The following is a 20133-nucleotide window of genomic DNA, read 5'->3' as shown; positions in this document are numbered from 1 at the left end:
ACGGGGTCATTGTCGTGCAAGCAGACAGACCAGAGACATTGCTCGACAAGCGCCGAACAAAAGAATTAAGTAAAAAGGGCGGCCCCGTCTCTAAGACAAGGCCGCCCTTTCATTGCGCATCAGTCTGAACAATCAGAACAGCTTGCGGCCCTTGTTGGCAGCAATGCGCATGCGCAGCGCGTTGAGCTTGATAAAGCCCGCCGCATCGGCCTGGTTGTAAGCACCGCCGTCTTCTTCGAAGGTCGCGATGTTGGCATCGAACAGCGAATCGTCGGACTTGCGACCGGTAACGATCACGTTGCCTTTGTACAGTTTCAGGCGAACCACACCGTTCACGTTGACCTGCGAAGCGTCAATCATCTGTTGCAGCATCAGACGCTCAGGGCTCCACCAGTAGCCGGTGTAGATCAGGCTGGCGTATTTCGGCATCAACTCGTCTTTGAGGTGAGCGACTTCACGGTCCAGGGTGATCGATTCAATGGCGCGGTGAGCGCGCAGCATGATGGTGCCGCCCGGGGTTTCGTAGCAGCCACGGGACTTCATGCCGACGTAACGGTTTTCGACGATGTCGAGACGGCCGATACCGTGAGCACCGCCGATCTTGTTCAGCGTCGCCAAAACGGTGGCCGGGGTCATTTCGACGCCGTCCAGCGCAACGATGTCGCCGTTACGGTAGGTCAGTTCCAGGTATTGCGGGGTGTCAGGAGCGTTCTCCGGGGAGACGGTCCAACGCCACATGTCTTCTTCGTGCTCGGTCCAGGTGTCTTCCAGCACGCCGCCTTCATAGGAGATGTGCAGCAGGTTGGCGTCCATCGAGTACGGGGACTTCTTCTTGCCGTGACGCTCGATAGGGATCGCGTGCTTCTCGGCGTAGTCCATCAGCTTCTCGCGGGACAGCAGGTCCCACTCACGCCACGGTGCAATCACTTTCACGCCAGGCTTGAGTGCGTAGGCACCCAGTTCGAAACGTACCTGGTCGTTGCCCTTGCCGGTGGCGCCATGGGAAATGGCGTCAGCGCCGGTTTCGTTGGCAATCTCGATCAGACGTTTGGCGATCAGCGGACGTGCGATGGAAGTACCCAGCAGGTACTCGCCTTCGTAAACGGTGTTGGCGCGGAACATCGGGAAGACGAAATCGCGCACGAATTCTTCGCGCAGGTCGTCGATGTAGATTTCTTTGACGCCCATGGCCTGAGCCTTGGCGCGGGCCGGCTCGACCTCTTCGCCTTGACCGAGATCAGCGGTGAAGGTCACCACTTCACAGTTATAAGTATCCTGCAGCCACTTGAGGATCACCGAAGTGTCCAGGCCGCCGGAATACGCCAGAACGACCTTGTTTACGTCCGCCATGCCATCACTCCACGGGGTTCTACGGAAAGCCGAGGAGTCTACCGCCCAAACGCGATAATTTACAGAGGCGCGACAGCTTAAGACGACAAAGCGACAGAATCTGTCGAGAGCGCGACGATGACCGGCGGGTCAGGAAGTCGCGGCAGTGTTGGCAGGCGTACTGGCCTGAGGCGCTGGAGCAGCGGCCGGTGCCACCCGCGCGAGTTTTACATTGACTCGACGGTTTTTCGCGCGATTGGCCGCATTGGTGTTCGGCACAATGGGATATTGCTCGCCATGGAAACGCACAGTGATCTGCGATTCCTGAATGCCGTTGGCCTTGAAGAAGTCGACCACGGCCAATGCGCGACGGCGCGACAGTTCGCGGTTGGTCAAACGATTGCCACTGTTGTCGGAGTGGCCGTCGAGTTCGATGTGATTGACCGTCGGATCGGCCTTCATGTATTCGAGCATCACTTGCAGTTTGGCCTTGGCGGCAGCGTCCAGGTCAACACCCTCGCCGGGGAAGCCGATCTGCGACTGTTTGATCTGCTCGAAATTCTGCGGCAGCAGTTTCGCCACACAGCTTTGATAGTCGTTAAACGCCTTGCTGAACTTGACTGGCAACAGACGCACTTCCGACACACGGCCATCGCCCGAAGCACGCCGCACGACCGGACTGCGACCGTCGAGCAGGCCGCTGATCAGGCCACCGGCCTGGGACTGCGAACTGCTGAACAAGACGTTGCCACTGCCGAGCCTGACGCTGCCCAGATTGATGTCACCACGCCCCGGCTGCCAAGGCGCGGCGGCTGCCAGCAAAGTCGCCGAACCGCCGCCGAGCATGGCGTTGTAGGCGTTCAGGCGAAATATCGCCTGCTCACCGGCCTTGCGCACGAATTCACCCGAACCGAAATCGGTGATCGGCTGTGTCAGGCGGCACTCGAACTTGTCGCCGGCGACCGTCCACTCAATGTTCTCCAGGCGAGTCTGGTAGGTGAGCGCCATCGCGGGAAGGCTGGCAAACACACTGAGCAAGGCTAAATAACGCTGGCGCACGGGAGGCTCCATTGGCTTCTGAAACACAAAGACCGATTCACACTATGTTTACGGCATACCTACGGGATATCGGAAGCTTCCCGCAAAACTTGATAGCGAGTGCCTGCAAGAGTCTTTTCCGGTAGCATTCGCCTCAGTTTGACCCGCCTGGAATCCCCTCATGTCCGACCGCCTGACCCTGCTGCGTCCCGACGACTGGCATATTCATCTTCGCGATGGTGCCGTGTTGACCAATACCGTTGCCGATGTTGCGCGCACCTTTGGCCGCGCCATCATCATGCCCAACCTGGTCCCGCCGGTGCGCAACGCCGCCGAGGCCGACGGCTATCGCCAGCGGATTCTTGCTGCCCGCCCGGCCGGCAGTCGCTTCGAACCGTTGATGGTGCTGTACCTCACCGACCGCACCCAGCCCGAAGAAATTCGTGAAGCCAAGGCCAGCGGTTTCGTACACGCCGCCAAGCTGTACCCGGCTGGTGCGACCACCAACTCCGATTCCGGGGTGACCAGCATCGACAAGATTTTCCCGGCGCTGGAAGCCATGGCCGAAGTCGGCATGCCGCTGCTGATCCACGGCGAAGTGACCCGTGGTGATGTCGATGTGTTCGACCGCGAAAAGATCTTCATCGATGAGCACATGCGTCGTGTGGTCGAGCGTTTCCCGACGCTGAAAGTGGTGTTCGAACACATCACCACCGGCGATGCCGTGCAGTTCGTCAACGAGGCCTCGGCCAACGTCGGCGCAACCATCACCGCGCATCACCTGCTCTACAACCGCAACCACATGCTGGTTGGCGGGATTCGGCCGCACTTCTATTGCCTGCCGATCCTCAAGCGCAATACGCACCAGGAAGCCCTGCTCGATGCCGCCACCAGTGGCAGCGCGAAGTTCTTCCTCGGCACCGACTCGGCACCGCACGCCCAGCACGCCAAGGAAGCCGCTTGCGGCTGCGCCGGCTGCTACACCGCGTACGCCGCCATCGAGATGTACGCCGAAGCCTTCGAACAGCGTAATGCGCTGGACAAGCTCGAAGCCTTCGCCAGCCTCAACGGCCCGCGTTTTTATGGCCTGCCGGTGAACACTGATCGCATCACCCTGGTTCGTGAAGAATGGACCGCCCCGACCAGCCTGCCATTCGGCGAGCTGACCGTTATCCCGCTGCGCGCCGGTGAAAAACTGCGCTGGCGCCTGCTGGAGGAACACGCGTGAGTGAAGACCATTTCGACGACGAACTGGACGGTCAAAGTGGTGGTGGCGGTTCCCGTCACCCGATGGCGGCACGCTTTCGCGGCTACCTGCCGGTGGTCGTCGACGTAGAAACCGGTGGCTTCAACTCGGCCACCGATGCGTTACTGGAGATTGCTGCGACCACCATCGCCATGGATGAAAAGGGTTTTGTTTACCCGGATCACACCTACTTCTTCCGTGTTGAGCCGTTCGAAGGCGCCAACATCGAAGCGGCGGCGCTGGAGTTCACCGGGATCAAGCTCGATCACCCGTTGCGCATGGCGGTCAGCGAAGAAACCGCGCTGACCGACATCTTCCGTGGCATCCGCAAGGCGCTGAAGGCCAACGGCTGCAAGCGGGCAATTCTGGTCGGCCACAACAGCAGTTTCGATCTGGGCTTCCTGAACGCCGCGGTTGCGCGACTGGACATGAAACGCAACCCGTTCCACCCGTTCTCCAGTTTCGACACCGCGACACTGGCCGGTCTGGCGTACGGCCAAACCGTGCTGGCGAAAGCCTGCCAGGCAGCCGACATCGATTTCGACGGCCGTGAGGCGCACTCCGCGCGCTATGACACCGAGAAAACCGCTGAGCTGTTCTGCGGCATCGTCAACCGCTGGAAACAGATGGGCGGCTGGGAAGATTTCGACGACTGATCCTCGTCGAGTAAATTCCGCGCATAAAAAAACCGGCCACATGGGCCGGTTTTTTTTGTACCTCGACGTTGCGCCTTACAGGGCAGCAGCGTTCTCGGTCAGGTATGCAGCAACGCCTTCTGGCGAAGCGTTCATGCCTTTGTCGCCTTTTTTCCAGTTGGCAGGGCAGACTTCGCCGTGCTCTTCGTGGAATTGCAGAGCGTCGACCAGACGGATCAGCTCTTCCATGTTACGGCCCAGCGGCAGGTCGTTGATGATCTGCGAGCGGACAACGCCTTTGTCGTCGATCAGGAACGCGCCACGGAAAGCTACACCGCCTTCCGATTCAACGTCGTAAGCCTTGGCGATGTCGTGCTTCATGTCGGCAGCCATGGTGTATTTCACCTGGCCGATGCCGCCATTGTTGACTGGGGTGTTGCGCCAGGCGTTGTGGGTGAAGTGCGAGTCGATCGACACAGCGATCACTTCAACGTTGCGTGCCTTGAAGTCAGCCATGCGGTTGTCCAGAGCGATCAGCTCGGACGGGCAGACGAAGGTGAAGTCCAGTGGGTAGAAGAACACCAGGCCGTATTTGCCTTTGATGGCCGAGGACAGAGTGAAGCTGTCAACGATCTCGCCATTGCCGAGTACGGCCGGGACGGTGAAGTCAGGGGCTTGTTTGCCTACGAGTACGCTCATTGATATCTCCTGGTGTAAAAACTTGAAGTTCAGGGTCCGCGCCAGCCTGCCACCCTCAGGCGACAGCCCTGTGACACGAACCCCCTTCGCAAGGGCCGACCATCATACACTGCGTTTTTGGCCTGTCCTTAACGGTTTTTTAAAGCAGGCGGATAACGGCGCTGCATTTACGGGGCCAGGCAGATGGCCAGTCATTACCGCTCGTCAGTCACGCGCAAATCCCGGGCAAAGCTTTCCGAAAGCACTTTGACAATCATTCTCGTTAACATTAAGATCCATCGCAATTGAGTCACAACCAGCGACGGTTCTCACTTATGTATGTTTGTCTCTGCACTGGCGTCACCGACGGACAGATCCGCGAAGCGATCTATGAAGGTTGCTGCAGCTATAAAGAAGTCCGCCAGGCTACCGGCGTCGCCAGCCAATGTGGCAAATGTGCCTGCCTGGCCAAGGAAGTGGTTCGCGAAACCCTGACCAAGCTGCAAACCGCCCAGGCTGCGATCCCCTATCCTGTAGAATTTACCGCTGCGTAAATTATCCCTATTTCAAAGAACCGGACTTATGTCCGGTTTTTTTATGCCTGAAAATCAAATGGTTAGCGTCTAGACGCGGAACACAAACATTCTTATTCCGATTAATTTTCATATATTATTCAATAACTTAGGTTTGACACTTATAAGTACGAAGCTCAAACTCCGCCTTATATACAGCTATTACAGGGCAGGACTCCGATCATGAAAGGCGACATTACAGTCATCCAGCATCTCAACAAGATCCTTGCCAATGAGCTGGTCGCGATCAATCAGTACTTCCTGCATGCACGCATGTACGAAGATTGGGGCCTGAACAAGCTGGGCAAGCACGAGTACAAAGAATCCATCGACGAGATGAAGCACGCGGACAAGCTGATCAAGCGCATCCTGTTCCTCGAAGGCCTGCCGAACGTGCAGGATCTGGGCAAGCTGCACATCGGCGAGCACACCCAGGAAATGCTGGAGTGTGATCTGCGTATCGAGAAGACCGGTCATGCTGATCTGAAAGCCGCGATCGCCCATTGCGAAACCGTCGGCGACTTCGGCAGCCGTGAACTGCTCGAAGACATTCTCGAATCCGAAGAAGAACACATCGACTGGCTGGAAACCCAACTGGGCCTGATCGATAAAGTCGGTCTTGAGAACTATCTGCAATCGCAGATGGGCGAAGAGTAAGTTAGCGCCCGCTAAACCCGAGACATTAAAAAGCCCCGCCCTCTTTCGAGGTGCGGGGCTTTTTGTTGGCTGGAGATCAAAAGATCGCAGCCTCGTTTCACTCGACAGCTCCTACAGGGAAGCATGTGCCGGGTGAAACCAATGTGGAGTCAGGCTGCTGGCTCCACAGAGGCCGATCAGGCTTCGGACTTGTTCGCAGCAGCTGCTTCGACAGCGGCCTTGATGGTGGTTTGCAGCGAACCGTCTGCAGCCATCTCGGTCATGATGTCGCTACCGCCGACCAGTTCACCGCCGACCCACAGTTGCGGGAAAGTCGGCCAGTTGGCGTACTTTGGCAGGTTGGCGCGGATTTCCGGGTTCTGCAGGATGTCCACGTACGCAAACTTTTCGCCACAAGCCATCACAGCCTGTGCAGCTTTCGCGGAGAAGCCACATTGTGGGGCATTCGGCGAGCCTTTCATGTAAAGCAGAATGGTGTTGTTGGCAATCTGCTCTTTAATCGTTTCGATGATATCCATGGAGCACCTCGGCTGAACTTTCCGACTCATGGGTCGGCACGGTGGCGCATTGTAACGGAATCCCGAGCGCCCTGCTCGGTCTCCCCGACAGACTTGCTCACGCCGCCGCGACTGTCACCGGCACGCCATTCAACGCGGCATTACCGGACAACTCGTCGAGTTGGCATTCATCGGTCAGGTCGTTGGCGCTCGAACCCGGCTGGCCGCTGGCAATCGCCATCTGCACACCGGGCCGTGCATGCCCCCAGCCGTGCGGCAGACTGACCACGCCTTTCATCATGTCCAGACTGCCGAGCACTTCCACTTCGATCTGCCCGACCCGCGAACTCACCCGCACCAACTGCCCATCGTTGAGGCCACGGCTGGCAAGATCCTCCGGGTGCATCAACAACTGATGACGCGGCTTGCCCTTCACCAGGCGGTGATAGTTGTGCATCCACGAATTGTTACTGCGTACGTGACGGCGCCCGATCATCAACAGTTCATCGGCGGCCGGCGCCTGTAATGCGGCGAAGCGTGCGAGGTCGGCGAGGATCTCTGGCGGCGCAGCCTGCACGCGCTGATCAGGGGTTTTTAAACGCTTTGCCAGATTCGGTTTCAACGCTCCAAGGTCAATCCCGTGGGGATGATCGAACAGCGTCGCCAGCGACAACTTTTGCTCGCCAGCATCGCCATACATGCCCATGCGCAGGCCCATATCGATCATCTTCGACGGTGGCATGGTCGGTTTCAGCTCCTTGCCGGTCTTCTCGGCAAAGGCCTTGGCCAGGCCGACGAAGATCTCCCAGTCATGCAGCGCGCCCTCAGGCTTGGCGAGGATTGCACGATTGAAGCGGGTCACGTTGCGCACCGCGAACAGGTTGAACGTGGTGTCGTAGTGATCGTTCTCCAGCGCCGAGGTCGACGGCAGGATCAGATCGGCGTAACGCGTGGTTTCGTTGATGTACAGATCGATGCTGAGCATGAACTCCAGGCCATCCAGCGCCTGTTCCAGTTGCCGCCCGTTCGGCGTCGACAACACCGGATTGCCGGCCACGGTGATCAGTGCGCGGATCTGCCCTTCGCCTTCAGTGAGCATCTCTTCGGCCAGCGCCGACACCGGCAGCTCACCGCCGTATTCGGGACGGCCCGACACACGACTTTGCCATTTGTTGAAATGGCCGCCCGAGGTTGACGCGACCAAGTCCACCGCCGGTTCTGTGCACAACGCACCGCCGACCCGATCGAGGTTGCCGGTGACCAGATTGATCAACTGCACCAACCAGTGACACAACGTGCCGAATGCCTGCGTGGAAACACCCATGCGCCCGTAACACACCGCACTCGGCGCGGCGGCGAAGTCGCGGGCCAGCAGGCGGATCTGCTCGGCGGGCACGGCACACAGCGGGCTCATGGCCTCAGCAGTGAAACCCGCCACGGCGGCGCGCACTTCATCCAGCCCTGCGACCGGCAAATGACTGTCGCGGGTCAGGCCTTCGCCAAACAACGTGTTGAGCACGCCAAACAACAGCGCCGCATCGCCCCCGGGACGTATGAACAGATGCTGATCGGCCATCGCTGCCGTTTCGCTGCGGCGCGGATCAACCACCACCACTTTACCGCCGCGCGCCTGAATCGCTTTTAGACGTTTCTCGACATCCGGCACGGTCATGATGCTGCCGTTGGACGCCAGCGGGTTGCCGCCGAGAATCAGCATGAAATCGGTGTGATCGATGTCCGGGATCGGCAGCAGCAAACCGTGGCCGTACATCAGGTAGCTGCTGAGGTGATGCGGCAATTGATCGACCGAGGTTGCGGAAAAGCGATTACGGGTTTTCAGCAAACCGAGAAAGTAATTGCTGTGGGTCATCAGCCCGTAGTTGTGCACGCTCGGGTTACCCTGATACACCGCGACAGCATTTTGCCCATGCCGCTCCTGAATCGCCGCCAGCCGCTCGGCTACCAGCGCAAACGCCTCGTCCCACTCGATTGGCAGCCATTCGCTGCCGACCCGGCGCATCGGCTGACGCAGCCGATCAGGATCATTCTGGATGTCTTGCAAGGCGACGGCTTTGGGACAGATATGGCCACGACTGAAAGTATCGAGGGCATCACCCTTGATCGACGTGATCGCGACATGACCATCGGTTTCGGTGGTTTCGATGGTCAGACCGCAAATGGCTTCGCACAGGTGGCAGGCACGGTGGTGGAGAGTCTTGGTCATGGCCAGTCTCTGTCTTGTTCTGGGCAGGCAACAACGCCTGCGGGAACAAAACTATGGCCTGTGCGCCAGCAAGGCGCCAGCGACGTTCGTCTTGTGAATCGATAGCCATCAGGCGAGCCGATAGCCCGTCGAATCAGTTCGATGGCAACTGCGGCGGCGCCTGCAACTGGATTTCCTGAATGGTTTCGATCTGCTCATGGGCGACATGGACGCCGGTGAGCTCGCCGATCAGGCGCCAGTGTTCGTCGAGCCCGGCGCTGATAGTCGCCATGCGGTCGATCATCTGCCGGCTGGCGGCCTTGACCACATCGTCATCACTGCGCAACAACTCGAAGGACATTGAGGTGACCGACGCGGTGAGATGGGTCAGGGAGCGAGCCGTGTGGCCCAGCAATTCCATTAACAGTTGTTCTTTCGATTCCATTCGGAGGCTTCCTGCGTCGCTCGAAAGGTAGTTATAACTCAGCACTTTGCTTTAGCAAATGTTTCAGCCTGCGCATCCGACCAAGCGAATCTGCAACCACTCGGTCTCGAACCGACCAAAGCGCTGTATCCGCGTCACGCCGGATTGCCAAGCCCCGGGACGCCAGTGTACAAAGTGCTTCGCTGCTGTCCTGAACCCGGCTTCAAATGCGTCATTGCACCCGTGCAGTCCGCCCTCCGAATCCCACAACAAAAGTAGCCTATTGGAAAAACGCGACATTTAGTGTCAATATCGCGCCTCCCCCTATTTCGTCGCCCCCGTGCGGCTTACGCCGCAGGTCTCGCCCGTTGTTCCGTTAAACAAGGCTTTGAGCATCTGCGGTTTGTAGCAAAAGGTAGTCAATGATGAGCGCAAGGCACTTTCTCTCCCTGATGGATTGCACGCCCGAAGAGCTGGTCAGCGTGATCCGTCGAGGCGTTGAGCTCAAGGACCTGCGTAACCGCGGCGTACTGTTCGAGCCTCTGAAAAACCGCGTGCTGGGGATGATCTTCGAGAAATCCTCGACCCGTACCCGGATCTCCTTCGAGGCCGGCATGATCCAGCTCGGCGGCCAGGCGATCTTCCTGTCGCCGCGTGATACGCAACTGGGCCGTGGCGAGCCGATCGGCGACTGCGCCATCGTCATGTCGAGCATGCTCGATGCGGTGATGATCCGTACCTTTGCCCACAGCACCCTGACCGAATTCGCTGCCAATTCGCGCGTGCCGGTGATCAACGGCCTGTCCGATGACCTGCACCCGTGCCAGTTGCTGGCCGACATGCAAACCTTTCTTGAACACCGTGGTTCGATCCAGGGCAAGACCGTGGCCTGGATCGGTGACGGCAACAACATGTGCAACAGCTATATAGAAGCGGCGATCCAGTTCGACTTCCAGTTGCGCATCGCCTGCCCTGAAGGCTACGAGCCCAACCCTGAATTCGTCGCCAAGGCCGGCGATCGCGTGACCATCGTCCGCGACCCGCAGGACGCCGTGCGCGGCGCGCATCTGGTGAGCACCGACGTCTGGACCTCGATGGGCCAGGAAGAAGAAACCGCCAAGCGCCTCAAACTGTTCGCACCGTTCCAGGTCAACCGTGCCCTGCTCGACCTCGCTGCCGAGGACGTGCTGTTCATGCACTGCCTGCCTGCGCACCGTGGCGAAGAAATCAGTCTCGACCTGCTTGATGATCCGCGCTCCGTCGCCTGGGATCAGGCAGAAAACCGTCTCCACGCACAGAAGGCCCTGCTCGAGTTCCTCGTCGAACCGGCATATCACCACGCATGAGCCATGAATTACTGCTGAACCTGCGCAACCTCGCTTGCGGTTATCAAGATCAACGTGTGGTGCAGAACCTCAATCTGCACCTCAATGCCGGTGATATCGGCTGCCTGCTCGGTTCGTCCGGCTGCGGCAAGACCACCACGCTGCGCGCCATTGCCGGTTTCGAGCCGGTGCATGAAGGTGAAATCACCCTGGGTGGCGAAACCATTTCCAGCGCCGGTTTCACCCTCGCACCGGAGAAACGCCGGATCGGCATGGTGTTTCAGGATTACGCGCTGTTCCCGCACCTGAGCGTCGCGGACAACATCGCGTTCGGCATTCGCAAACACCCGCAAAAAGATCGCGTCACCGAAGAATTGCTCGAACTGGTCAACCTGAAGAACCTCGGCAAACGTTTCCCGCACGAATTGTCCGGCGGCCAGCAACAACGCGTCGCCCTCGCCCGCGCTCTGGCGCCCGAGCCGCAATTGCTGTTGCTGGATGAACCGTTCTCCAACCTCGATGGCGAACTGCGGCGCAAGCTCAGCCATGAAGTGCGCGACATCCTCAAGGCTCGCGGCACCAGTGCGATTCTGGTGACCCACGATCAGGAAGAAGCCTTTGCCGTGAGCGATCACGTCGGCGTCTTCAAGGAAGGTCGACTGGAACAGTGGGACACGCCGTACAACCTGTATCACGAGCCGGCGACGCCGTTCGTGGCCAGCTTCATCGGTCAGGGCTACTTCATTCGCGGCCAGCTCGCCAGCCCGGAATCGGTGCAGACCGAACTCGGTGAGCTGCGCGGCAATCGTGCGTATACCTGGCCGATTGGCGGCGCGGTGGATGTATTGCTGCGTCCGGACGACATCGTTTATGCGCCGGACAGTGAGCTGAAAGCACGGATTGTCGGCAAAACCTTCCTTGGCGCGTCAACGCTGTATCGTCTGCAATTGCCTACCGGCGCGCAGCTGGAGTCGATTTTCCCGAGCCATGCTGACCATCAGGTGGGTGCGCAAGTGGGGATTCGGGTTGCGGCGGAACATCTGGTGTTGTTCCAGGCCTCGGGCAGCACCGCAGCGCATATTCCGGCGGTGGAAAACGGCGTCCGCCGGTTCAGCACTGCCCTCTGATCCAAACCCGGATCGAATTGTGGAGGGCTTTTGTGGCGAGGGGATTTATCCCCGATGGGCTGCGCAGCAGCCCCAAAACCATTGCATGCGGAGCAACAGATGCTCCGCGATTGCAGGCTTAAGGGCCGCTTCGCAGCCCATCGGGGATAAATCCCCTCACCACAAAGGCTCACCCCTACCTAGCCCAATATTAGGGTGCCGCTCGCAACGAGCGTCGCATTGCCGCCGATCTTCACCCGCTCACCTTCAAGCCGACAGAACAACTCGCCGCCCCGCGCCGAGCGCTGGCATGCGGTCAGGCTCGACTTGCCCAGGCGTTTTGACCAATACGGAATCAGGCTGCAATGGGTCGAACCGGTGACCGGATCCTCATTGATACCAATCGCCGGCGCAAAGTAGCGTGAGACGAAATCGTGCTGATTGCCGCGCGCCGTGACGATAGCGCCGAGCCATGGCAGTTTGGCCAATGCAACCATGTCCGGTTTGCAGTCGAGCACAGCCTGCTCCGACTCCAGCACCACAAACAATTCGTTGGACCCGAGCACATCCACCGCTTCGACACCCAGCGCCCGCTCGACGTCCAGTGTCACGCCAATCTCCGATGGAATGATTGACGGGAAGTCCAGCCACAAGCGGCCATCCTCACGGCTCACACTCAACGGCCCGGACTTGCAGGTGAAGTCCAGTCGCTCGGCCGCTTCCTTGTAAATCTCGAACAGCACATAAGCGCTGGCCAGCGTCGCGTGACCGCACAAAGGTACTTCGGTGGTCGGGGTGAACCAGCGTATATGCCACACCGCACCTTCACGCACCAGAAACGCGGTCTCCGCCAGATTGTGTTCGGCGGCGATCTTCTGCATCAAATCGTCCGCGAGCCACGCGTCGAGCCGATACACCATCGCCGGATTGCCGCTGAATGGCCGATCACTGAATGCGTCGACCTGATGAAAATCAAGCTGCATAACCTACTCCCTGAGTCAGTCGGCAGAGCATGCAGTGCTGTTCGGCTCAGCGCCAGTGACAGAACCGGCCAATTTTATTCATACAGCACAGGTTTTTCTCACGCACGACCAATGTCGGCGAATTTTGCCTGGGTATGTTCAGCCAGCACAGCGGGTGCCAATTCGACTTCAAGGCCACGCCGACCGGCGCTGACATAAATAGTCGCAAAAGCCTGAGCCGAATTATCGATGAAGGTACGCAGGCGTTTCTTCTGCCCCAAAGGGCTGATGCCCCCCAACAGATAACCGGTGGAGCGCTGGGCCGCCGCCGGATCCGCCATCTCGACTTTTTTCACCCCCGCCGCGTGAGCCAGACCTTTGAGGTCGAGACTTCCGACGACCGGCACCACCGCCACCAACAACTCGCCTTTCTCGCTGGCTGCCAGCAGCGTCTTGAACACCTGCGCCGGCTCAAGCCCGAGTTTTTCCGCGGCCTCCAGCCCATAGGACGCGGCCTTCGGGTCATGTTCGTAACTGTGCACGCGATGTTCGGCACGAACTTTTTTCAACAAGTCCAACGCAGGGGTCATGGCAGCTCCAGGCTTGGCAGTGGCAGAAAAATCCTGCGCAGGATTCTAGGCGATCAGATCACAAAAGGCTCTAGTCCAACGCCGCGTTTCCCGTGGCCTGCAGACTTTTCAGAAGATCGGGAATCGCCGCTCGCCAAGGATCATTCATGGCACTAATAGTTTTATTGTGACTGACGGTTCACTTTCGACCTTTGACAGGTTTGTTTCTTGTCTATATTTTTTCGAATCTGAATAATGTAAGAATTATCAACATTGCAGCACCCAGCAGTAAACCGGGAACAGGATGGGGATCCTGCCCCGGGGAAAATCGCGCCTTGCCCTGTCGGCAAAGCGCCAGACAACAACAAAAACCGAGGTTTTCAATGACAACTGCTTTACAGCAACCATCGCTATCGGGCCAATGCCTGGCCGAGTTTCTGGGTACTGCTCTACTGATCTTTTTCGGCACCGGTTGTGTCGCCGCACTCAAAGTCGCGGGCGCCAGCTTCGGCCTGTGGGAAATCAGCATCATCTGGGGCGTCGGCGTGAGTATGGCGATCTACCTCACCGCTGGCGTTTCCGGCGCGCATCTGAACCCGGCCGTGAGCATCGCCCTGACCATCTTCGCCGACTTCGAAAAACGCAAACTGCCGTTCTACATCCTCTCGCAGATTGCCGGCGCCTTCTGCGGCGCGTTGTTGGTTTACACGCTGTACAGCAACCTGTTCTTCGATTTCGAACAAACTCACCAAATGGTTCGCGGTTCGGCTGCAAGCCTGGAGCTGGCGTCGGTGTTCTCCACCTTCCCGAACCCGGTGCTGTCCACCGCCCAGGCGTTTCTGGTCGAGATGATCATCACCGCCATCCTGATGGGCGTGATCATGGCCCTGACCGATGATAACAACGGCTTGCCGAAAGGCCCGATGGCACCGCTGCTGATCGGTTTGCTGATCGCGGTGATCGGCAGCTCGATGGGCCCGCTGACCGGTTTTGCGATGAACCCGGCGCGTGACTTCGGCCCTAAACTGATGACTTTCTTCGCGGGCTGGGGTGAAATTTCCTTCACTGGCGGCCGCGATATTCCGTACTTCCTGATTCCGATTTTTGCACCGATTGTCGGTGCCTGCCTCGGCGCTGCCGGGTATCGCGGGCTCATCGCCCGTCACCTGACCGGCGCCACACCTGCTACAAAGGATGCAGAACCGGCCATTGACGGCAAACCAAGAACTTCTTGAAACAGTCGGCGCAGGCTCCTGCCAAATAGAGCCTGCGCCCCGGCCCACTCTCCCTTATTTCGTCCAAGGCAATCGACATGACCGACATTCAGAATAAGAACTACATCATTGCCCTCGATCAGGGTACGACCAGCTCCCGCGCGATCATTTTCGACCGTGATGCGAACGTGGTCTGCACCGCCCAGCGCGAATTCGCCCAGCACTACCCACAAGCTGGTTGGGTTGAACATGACCCGATGGAAATCTTCGCCACCCAAAGCGCGGTGATGGTTGAAGCGCTGGCCCAGGCCGGCCTGCATCACGATCAGGTGGCCGCCATCGGCATCACCAACCAGCGTGAAACCACCGTGGTCTGGGACAAGACTACCGGCCGCCCGGTCTACAACGCGATCGTCTGGCAGTGCCGCCGCAGCACCGAGATCTGCCAGCAGCTCAAGCGTGACGGCCACGAAGACTACATCCGAGACACTACGGGCCTGGTCACCGACCCGTACTTCTCCGGCACCAAACTGAAGTGGATCCTCGACAACGTCGAAGGCAGCCGCGAACGTGCGCGCAACGGCGAACTGCTGTTCGGCACCGTCGATAGCTGGCTGATCTGGAAATTCACCGGCGGCAAAGTCCACGTCACCGATTACACCAACGCCTCGCGCACCATGCTGTTCAACATCCACTCGCTGGAGTGGGACGCGAAGATGCTGGAAATCCTCGACATCCCGCGCGAGATGCTCCCGGAAGTCAAAGCCTCGTCGGAAATCTACGGTCGCACCAAGAGTGGCATCGCCATCGGCGGGATCGCCGGCGACCAGCAAGCCGCTCTGTTCGGCCAGATGTGCGTCGAGCCGGGCCAGGCAAAAAACACCTACGGCACCGGTTGCTTCCTGTTGATGAACACTGGCGACAAAGCCGTGAAATCCAAACACGGCATGCTCACCACCATCGCTTGCGGCCCGCGTGGCGAAGTCGCTTATGCGCTGGAAGGCGCCGTATTCAATGGCGGTTCGACCGTGCAGTGGCTGCGTGATGAACTGAAAATCATCAACGACGCCCACGACACCGAATACTTCGCCAATAAAGTGAAGGACAGCAACGGCGTCTATCTGGTGCCGGCATTCACCGGTCTGGGCGCGCCGTACTGGGACCCGTATGCCCGTGGCGCACTGTTCGGCCTGACGCGCGGCGTCCGTGTGGATCACATCATCCGTGCCGCGCTGGAATCGATCGCCTACCAGACCCGCGACGTCCTCGACGCCATGCAACAAGATTCGGGCGAGCGCCTCAAGGCCCTGCGTGTGGACGGCGGCGCGGTAGCGAACAACTTCCTCATGCAGTTCCAGGCCGACATCCTCGGCACTCAGGTCGAGCGCCCGCAAATGCGCGAAACCACGGCACTCGGCGCTGCGTATCTGGCCGGTCTGGCGTGCGGATTCTGGGGCAGCCTGGAAGAACTGCGCGGCAAGGCAGTGATCGAACGCGAGTTCGAACCGAGCCTGGACGAAGTGGAAAAAGAGAAGCTGTACAAAGGCTGGAAAAAAGCCGTCAGCCGCACCCGTGACTGGGCGCGTGAAGACGCTGAATAAGCCAACCTTAGGACTGGCTAAAGCGGTCCAAACAGCGTGAAAGCGTAGCGAGCGAAGGCAAGCCAAGGCAAAAACAGGCGAGGACGCGGAGTTTACGGGTTTGTAAATGAGCAGTCCGAGCCTGTTTTTAACGCAGGATGGCCGAGCGCAGTAGCTTTCACGTTGTTTGGAAACTGGTCGGGAGCGGATTCCTGCGTCATCATGGGCAAATTTTGCACGGCAGCCCAAAGGAAGCCCCATGAATCTGCCTCCCCGTCAGCAGCAAATCCTCGAGCTGGTCCGCGAACGCGGCTATGTGAGCATCGAGGAAATGGCCACGCTGTTCGTTGTTACCCCGCAAACCATCCGCCGCGACATCAATCAGCTCGCGGAAGCCAATCTGCTACGTCGCTACCATGGCGGCGCCGCCTATGATTCCAGCGTCGAAAACACCGCCTATGCGATGCGCGCCGATCAGATGCGCGACGAAAAACAACGCATCGGTGAAGCCATCGCCGCACAGATCCCCGATCACGCCTCGCTGTTCATCAACATCGGTACCACCACCGAATCGATTGCCCGCGCCCTGCTCAATCACAATCACCTGAAGATCATCACCAACAACCTGCACGTAGCGTCGATGCTCAGCGCCAAGGATGATTTCGATGTGCTGCTGACCGGCGGCAATGTGCGCCGTGACGGCGGTGTTGTCGGCCAGGCGAGCGTGGATTTCATCAATCAGTTCAAGGTGGATTTTGCGCTGGTCGGTATCAGTGGCATCGACGAGGACGGCAGTCTGCTCGACTTCGATTATCAGGAAGTCCGGGTTTCCCAGGCGATCATTGCCAATGCACGGCAGGTGATCCTGGCGGCGGACTCGAGCAAGTTCGGGCGTAACGCGATGATCCGGCTGGGGCCGATCAGCCTGATCGATTGCCTGGTGACCGATCAGCCGCCAGTGCCGGCGCTGGCGCAGTTGCTGACGCAGCACAAGATTCGCCTGGAAGTCGTTTAACCCCGTTCAACATTCCCCTGTGGCGAGGGGATTTATCCCCGATGGGCTGCGAAGCAGTCCCAAAACCACCCAATGCGGTGTGCCTGATACCCCACGGTAGTTGATTGAGGGGGCCGCTACGCGGCCCATCGGGGATAAATCCCCTCGCCACAATGGCTCCTCTTCACCACTAATGTTCGAAAATTTTCCTTTCCTTGATCTTCGATGAGTATTTTCAATCGAACGCGACTGGCTGTGCGCGTCTTTATGGGCTACCATTTTCGCAAATGAACATTCATGTTCGATTTCCAATATAGAAAATCAAAAGAGCCCGAGGCCAGCCGATGTCCACATCTACCTTGCGTACGCCCCCTATCTCCGAGATCTACGACCTCGCCGTCATCGGCGGCGGGATCAATGGTGTGGGGATCGCAGCGGATGCCGCCGGTCGCGGCCTTTCGGTGTTCCTTTGCGAAAAGGATGACTTGGCCAGCCACACGTCGTCGGCCAGCAGCAAGCTGATCCACGGTGGCCTGCGCTACCTCGAACATTACGAATTCCGTCTGGTGCGCGAAGCATTGGCCGAGCGCGAAGTGCTGCTGGCCAAGGCGCCGCACATCGTCAAGCCAATGCGTTTTGTGCTGCCGCACCGCCCACACCTGCGTCCGGCGTGGATGATTCGCGCCGGTCTGTTCCTGTATGACAACCTCGGCAAGCGCGAAAAACTGCCAGGTTCGAAAAGCCTGAAGTTCGGCGCCGACAGCGCGTTGAAAAGCGAAATCAAGAAAGGCTTCGAATACTCCGATTGCTGGGTCGATGACGCCCGCCTGGTCGTACTCAACGCCATGGCCGCCCGTGAAAAAGGCGCCCATGTCCACACCCAGACCCGTTGCGTCAGCGCCCGTCGCGCCAAGGGTCTGTGGCACCTGAACCTGGAACGCGCCGACGGCAGCCTGTTTTCGATCACCGCCAAAGCGCTGGTGAACGCGGCCGGCCCATGGGTGGCCAAGTTCATCCGTGACGATCTGAAAATGGAATCGCCGTACGGCATCCGCTTGATTCAGGGCAGCCACATCATCGTGCCGAAACTGTACGAAGGCGATCACGCGCACATTCTGCAAAACGAAGATCAGCGCATCGTTTTCACTATTCCGTACCTGAACCACTTCACCCTGATCGGTACCACAGACCGTGAATACACCGGTGATCCGGCGAAAGTGGCAATCACCGACGGCGAAACCGATTACCTGCTGAAAGTGGTCAACGCCCACTTCAAAAAGCAGATCAGCCGCGACGACATCCAGCACAGTTACTCGGGCGTACGTCCGCTGTGCAACGACGAATCCGACAACCCGTCGGCCGTCACCCGCGACTACACCCTGGCTCTGTCGGGCAGCACTGAAGAAGCGCCGCTGCTGTCGGTGTTCGGCGGCAAGCTGACCACCTACCGCAAACTGGCCGAATCGGCGATGGCACAACTGCTGCCGTACTTCACCCAGATGCGCCCGAGCTGGACGGCCACCGCCACTCTGCCCGGCGGCGAGGACATGACCACGCCACAGGCCTTGAGCGCGCTGATCCGCGACAAGTTCGACTTCGTGCCAACCGAGATTGCCCGGCGCTGGTCCACCACCTACGGCAGCCGTACCTGGCGCATGCTCGAAGGTGTGCAAACATTGGCGGACATGGGCGAACATCTCGGCGGCGGGCTCTATACCCGTGAAGTCGATTACCTGTGCGGCGAAGAATGGGCGACCACGGCGCACGACATTCTCTGGCGTCGCAGCAAACTGGGGCTGTTCACCACCCCGGCCGAGCAGGAGAAACTGGCCGCGTATCTGGGTAAGGTCGAGCAGAATCGCAAGATTGAAGCGGCCTGATCTGGCCGGCGCTTGAACAAAAGCCCCTGAATTGTGAGATTCAGGGGCTTTTTTATGGACTGAACCTAACCCTGTGGCGAGGGGATTTATCCCCGATGGGGCGCGCAGCGCCCCCCTCCTTCAAATAAATGCAAAAGCGAGGACTGCTGCGCAGTCCATCGGGGCGGTGCGACGTTTCGCTAAATCCCCTCGCCACAAGGTATGTGCCGTTCACAAAAAACAATGGTCGGCGTCAGCTCCCCAGATGCAGCAGCAGAAAATCAATAAACACCCGCGACTTGTGCGGCAAGTGCGCCGTGTTGGGAAACACCACATTGATCGAGCGCAGCGGTAACGAATACTCCGGCAACAATCGGATCAACCGTCCACTGGCAAGGTCATCCTCGATCAACCACTTCGGCAGCACCGAGACGCCGAGTGAAGAAAGCGCCATCGAGCGCATCGCCGCCGAAGAATTGGTTTCGAAGTGATGCACACCGCTGACCTCGACGCCCTGCCCTCGCTCATCGCGCATTAGCCACTGAGTCGGCGTCTGCAAATTGCTGTTGGCGATCCATGGCACACCACTCAGGTCCTGTGGCTCGCGCACCGGATGACGGCCGAGAAATTCCTCGGTGGCGACCAGGACGATTTCATAGTCAGCGATCTTGCGGCTCTTGAACGCCGAATCCGCCAGTCGGCCCAGACGAATCACCAGATCAAGCTTCTCCGCCACCAGGTCATTCAATGAAGAGTTGACGTGGTAGCTCAGCCTGATCTGCGGATAGGTCTGCAAAAACAACGGGATCAGCGGCAGGATGTATTTCTCGCCGTACTCACTGGTCGAACTGATCCGCAACTTGCCAGACACCCGGTTACTGCCCTTCAAGACGTTATCAAAGGCACTGTCGATGTCCGCGACGATTTCCTTGAACTCGTTGTAGAAGCTCTGACCGGTCTCCGTCAGCGCTACCGATCGGGTCGTGCGGATCAGCAGCGTGGTGGCCAACGCCTCTTCCAGCGCCTTGATGTGCAGGCTGGCCATCGCCCTGCTGATATTCAGGTAATCCGCAGCCTTGGTGAACGACCCCAGATCGACGATCGCGAGAAACGTCTGGACCCGATTCAAATGCCCGTGCATGGCGCCCTGATTCACTGTCAAATCCCTTCAAACATTGTGTTCAGCCCCATTGCATCGACGCCCGGAGTCTATCGCCCCTAAGCTCGCCGACAAAGGGGAAACAC

19 protein-coding genes are annotated in these 20133 nt (G+C 58.9%); 10 read left to right on the top strand and 9 right to left on the bottom strand.

The genetic code is table 11. From position 1 onward, the window contains the following. Positions 1 to 132: 132 nt before the first annotated feature. Positions 133 to 1350, bottom strand: a complete 1218-nt coding sequence (locus tag JFT86_RS12995) for an argininosuccinate synthase (RefSeq protein WP_003227714.1) — start codon at positions 1348 to 1350, stop codon at positions 133 to 135. Between the two features lie 129 nt (positions 1351 to 1479). After that, positions 1480 to 2388, bottom strand: a complete 909-nt coding sequence (locus JFT86_RS12990; protein ID WP_201236975.1) for an OmpA family protein — start codon at positions 2386 to 2388, stop codon at positions 1480 to 1482. A 160-nt stretch (positions 2389 to 2548) separates the two neighbouring features. Between JFT86_RS12990 and pyrC the strand changes: the two genes are divergently transcribed. Both pyrC and rnt read left to right on the top strand, forming a co-directional pair. Further along, positions 2549 to 3595 (top strand): dihydroorotase, encoded by a 1047-nt coding sequence (gene pyrC / locus JFT86_RS12985; protein WP_201236974.1) that lies wholly within the window; start codon positions 2549 to 2551, stop codon positions 3593 to 3595. Beyond that, entirely contained in the window at positions 3592 to 4269 is a 678-nt protein-coding gene (gene rnt / locus JFT86_RS12980; RefSeq protein ID WP_007916667.1) for a ribonuclease T, read from the top strand. The genes pyrC and rnt overlap by 4 nt, the downstream gene beginning before the upstream one ends. A 75-nt stretch (positions 4270 to 4344) precedes the next feature. Here rnt and JFT86_RS12975 read toward each other — a convergent pair whose 3' ends face one another. After that, positions 4345 to 4947 carry a peroxiredoxin gene (locus JFT86_RS12975; RefSeq protein ID WP_003227723.1) on the bottom strand — a complete coding sequence of 201 codons (603 nt, stop codon included), beginning with the start codon at positions 4945 to 4947 and terminating at the stop codon, positions 4345 to 4347. Positions 4948 to 5261: 314 nt separating this feature from the next. Between JFT86_RS12975 and JFT86_RS12970 the strand changes: the two genes are divergently transcribed. Both JFT86_RS12970 and bfr read left to right on the top strand, forming a co-directional pair. Then, entirely contained in the window at positions 5262 to 5480 is a 219-nt protein-coding gene (locus JFT86_RS12970) for a bacterioferritin-associated ferredoxin (RefSeq protein WP_003227725.1), read from the top strand. A 201-nt stretch (positions 5481 to 5681) separates the two neighbouring features. Continuing rightward, positions 5682 to 6155, top strand: a complete 474-nt coding sequence (gene bfr, locus JFT86_RS12965) for a bacterioferritin (RefSeq protein WP_095190453.1) — start codon at positions 5682 to 5684, stop codon at positions 6153 to 6155. 176 nt (positions 6156 to 6331) lie between these two features. On the opposite strand, the gene grxD is transcribed toward bfr, so the two are convergent. The 3 genes from grxD to JFT86_RS12950 all read right to left on the bottom strand — a co-directional run bounded on the left by grxD (position 6332) and on the right by JFT86_RS12950 (position 9300). Next, positions 6332 to 6673 (bottom strand): Grx4 family monothiol glutaredoxin, encoded by a 342-nt coding sequence (gene grxD, locus JFT86_RS12960; RefSeq protein ID WP_034149018.1) that lies wholly within the window; start codon positions 6671 to 6673, stop codon positions 6332 to 6334. A 97-nt stretch (positions 6674 to 6770) separates the two neighbouring features. Next, positions 6771 to 8876 carry a molybdopterin oxidoreductase family protein gene (locus JFT86_RS12955; protein WP_201236973.1) on the bottom strand — a complete coding sequence of 702 codons (2106 nt, stop codon included), beginning with the start codon at positions 8874 to 8876 and terminating at the stop codon, positions 6771 to 6773. A 133-nt stretch (positions 8877 to 9009) separates the two neighbouring features. After that, the gene (locus tag JFT86_RS12950; protein ID WP_201236972.1) at positions 9010 to 9300 is read right to left on the bottom strand and encodes a hypothetical protein; all 291 of its coding nucleotides are present in this window, start codon (positions 9298 to 9300) and stop codon (positions 9010 to 9012) included. A 404-nt stretch (positions 9301 to 9704) separates the two neighbouring features. On the opposite strand from JFT86_RS12950, the gene argF reads away from it, so the two are divergent. After that, complete coding sequence (argF, locus tag JFT86_RS12945; RefSeq protein WP_100845205.1) at positions 9705 to 10625, top strand: ornithine carbamoyltransferase; 921 nt, start codon at positions 9705 to 9707, stop codon at positions 10623 to 10625. Then, positions 10622 to 11731 carry an ABC transporter ATP-binding protein gene (locus JFT86_RS12940; RefSeq protein WP_201236971.1) on the top strand — a complete coding sequence of 370 codons (1110 nt, stop codon included), beginning with the start codon at positions 10622 to 10624 and terminating at the stop codon, positions 11729 to 11731. The genes argF and JFT86_RS12940 overlap by 4 nt, the downstream gene beginning before the upstream one ends. 179 nt (positions 11732 to 11910) lie before the next feature. On the opposite strand, the gene JFT86_RS12935 is transcribed toward JFT86_RS12940, so the two are convergent. Together JFT86_RS12935 and ybaK are read right to left on the bottom strand one after the other, a co-directional pair. Continuing rightward, on the bottom strand, positions 11911 to 12693 hold the full coding sequence (locus JFT86_RS12935) for a PhzF family phenazine biosynthesis protein (RefSeq protein WP_201236970.1): 783 nt from the start codon (positions 12691 to 12693) through the stop codon (positions 11911 to 11913). Between the two features lie 98 nt (positions 12694 to 12791). Then, a complete protein-coding gene (gene ybaK, locus JFT86_RS12930) occupies positions 12792 to 13262 on the bottom strand; it encodes a Cys-tRNA(Pro) deacylase (RefSeq protein WP_114885222.1) in 471 nt (156 codons plus the stop codon). A 362-nt stretch (positions 13263 to 13624) separates the two neighbouring features. Between ybaK and JFT86_RS12925 the strand changes: the two genes are divergently transcribed. The 4 genes from JFT86_RS12925 to glpD all read left to right on the top strand — a co-directional run bounded on the left by JFT86_RS12925 (position 13625) and on the right by glpD (position 18909). Continuing rightward, positions 13625 to 14476 carry an MIP/aquaporin family protein gene (locus tag JFT86_RS12925; protein WP_201236969.1) on the top strand — a complete coding sequence of 284 codons (852 nt, stop codon included), beginning with the start codon at positions 13625 to 13627 and terminating at the stop codon, positions 14474 to 14476. A 77-nt stretch (positions 14477 to 14553) separates the two neighbouring features. Continuing rightward, positions 14554 to 16056, top strand: a complete 1503-nt coding sequence (glpK, locus tag JFT86_RS12920) for a glycerol kinase GlpK (RefSeq protein WP_201236968.1) — start codon at positions 14554 to 14556, stop codon at positions 16054 to 16056. Positions 16057 to 16294: 238 nt separating this feature from the next. Beyond that, complete coding sequence (locus tag JFT86_RS12915) at positions 16295 to 17050, top strand: DeoR/GlpR family transcriptional regulator (protein ID WP_201236967.1); 756 nt, start codon at positions 16295 to 16297, stop codon at positions 17048 to 17050. Between the two features lie 323 nt (positions 17051 to 17373). Continuing rightward, positions 17374 to 18909 (top strand): glycerol-3-phosphate dehydrogenase, encoded by a 1536-nt coding sequence (glpD, locus tag JFT86_RS12910; protein ID WP_201236966.1) that lies wholly within the window; start codon positions 17374 to 17376, stop codon positions 18907 to 18909. A 232-nt stretch (positions 18910 to 19141) separates the two neighbouring features. On the opposite strand, the gene JFT86_RS12905 is transcribed toward glpD, so the two are convergent. After that, entirely contained in the window at positions 19142 to 20029 is an 888-nt protein-coding gene (locus tag JFT86_RS12905; protein WP_201232645.1) for a LysR family transcriptional regulator, read from the bottom strand. Between the last annotated feature and the right edge of the window lie 104 nt (positions 20030 to 20133).

This window comes from Pseudomonas sp. TH06, from assembly GCF_016651305.1.
Lineage (GTDB): Bacteria > Pseudomonadota > Gammaproteobacteria > Pseudomonadales > Pseudomonadaceae > Aquipseudomonas.
The sequence above is the reverse complement of the archived record's forward strand: the minus strand, read 5'-3'. Positions and strand labels throughout refer to the sequence as shown.

Bases quoted from the DNA above. Each gene is read 5' to 3' on its own strand.
- JFT86_RS12995 (WP_003227714.1), bottom strand. From the start codon at position 1,350: ATGGCGGACGTAAACAAGGTCGTTCTGGCGTATTCCGGCGGCCTGGAC.
- pyrC (WP_201236974.1), top strand. From the start codon at position 2,549: ATGTCCGACCGCCTGACCCTGCTGCGTCCCGACGACTGGCATATTCAT.
- JFT86_RS12975 (WP_003227723.1), bottom strand. From the start codon at position 4,947: ATGAGCGTACTCGTAGGCAAACAAGCCCCTGACTTCACCGTCCCGGCC.
- JFT86_RS12970 (WP_003227725.1), top strand. From the start codon at position 5,262: ATGTATGTTTGTCTCTGCACTGGCGTCACCGACGGACAGATCCGCGAA.
- bfr (WP_095190453.1), top strand. From the start codon at position 5,682: ATGAAAGGCGACATTACAGTCATCCAGCATCTCAACAAGATCCTTGCC.
- grxD (WP_034149018.1), bottom strand. From the start codon at position 6,673: ATGGATATCATCGAAACGATTAAAGAGCAGATTGCCAACAACACCATT.
- JFT86_RS12955 (WP_201236973.1), bottom strand. From the start codon at position 8,876: ATGACCAAGACTCTCCACCACCGTGCCTGCCACCTGTGCGAAGCCATT.
- JFT86_RS12950 (WP_201236972.1), bottom strand. From the start codon at position 9,300: ATGGAATCGAAAGAACAACTGTTAATGGAATTGCTGGGCCACACGGCT.
- argF (WP_100845205.1), top strand. From the start codon at position 9,705: ATGAGCGCAAGGCACTTTCTCTCCCTGATGGATTGCACGCCCGAAGAG.
- JFT86_RS12940 (WP_201236971.1), top strand. From the start codon at position 10,622: ATGAGCCATGAATTACTGCTGAACCTGCGCAACCTCGCTTGCGGTTAT.
- JFT86_RS12935 (WP_201236970.1), bottom strand. From the start codon at position 12,693: ATGCAGCTTGATTTTCATCAGGTCGACGCATTCAGTGATCGGCCATTC.
- ybaK (WP_114885222.1), bottom strand. From the start codon at position 13,262: ATGACCCCTGCGTTGGACTTGTTGAAAAAAGTTCGTGCCGAACATCGC.
- JFT86_RS12925 (WP_201236969.1), top strand. From the start codon at position 13,625: ATGACAACTGCTTTACAGCAACCATCGCTATCGGGCCAATGCCTGGCC.
- glpK (WP_201236968.1), top strand. From the start codon at position 14,554: ATGACCGACATTCAGAATAAGAACTACATCATTGCCCTCGATCAGGGT.
- JFT86_RS12915 (WP_201236967.1), top strand. From the start codon at position 16,295: ATGAATCTGCCTCCCCGTCAGCAGCAAATCCTCGAGCTGGTCCGCGAA.
- glpD (WP_201236966.1), top strand. From the start codon at position 17,374: ATGTCCACATCTACCTTGCGTACGCCCCCTATCTCCGAGATCTACGAC.
- JFT86_RS12905 (WP_201232645.1), bottom strand. From the start codon at position 20,029: ATGCACGGGCATTTGAATCGGGTCCAGACGTTTCTCGCGATCGTCGAT.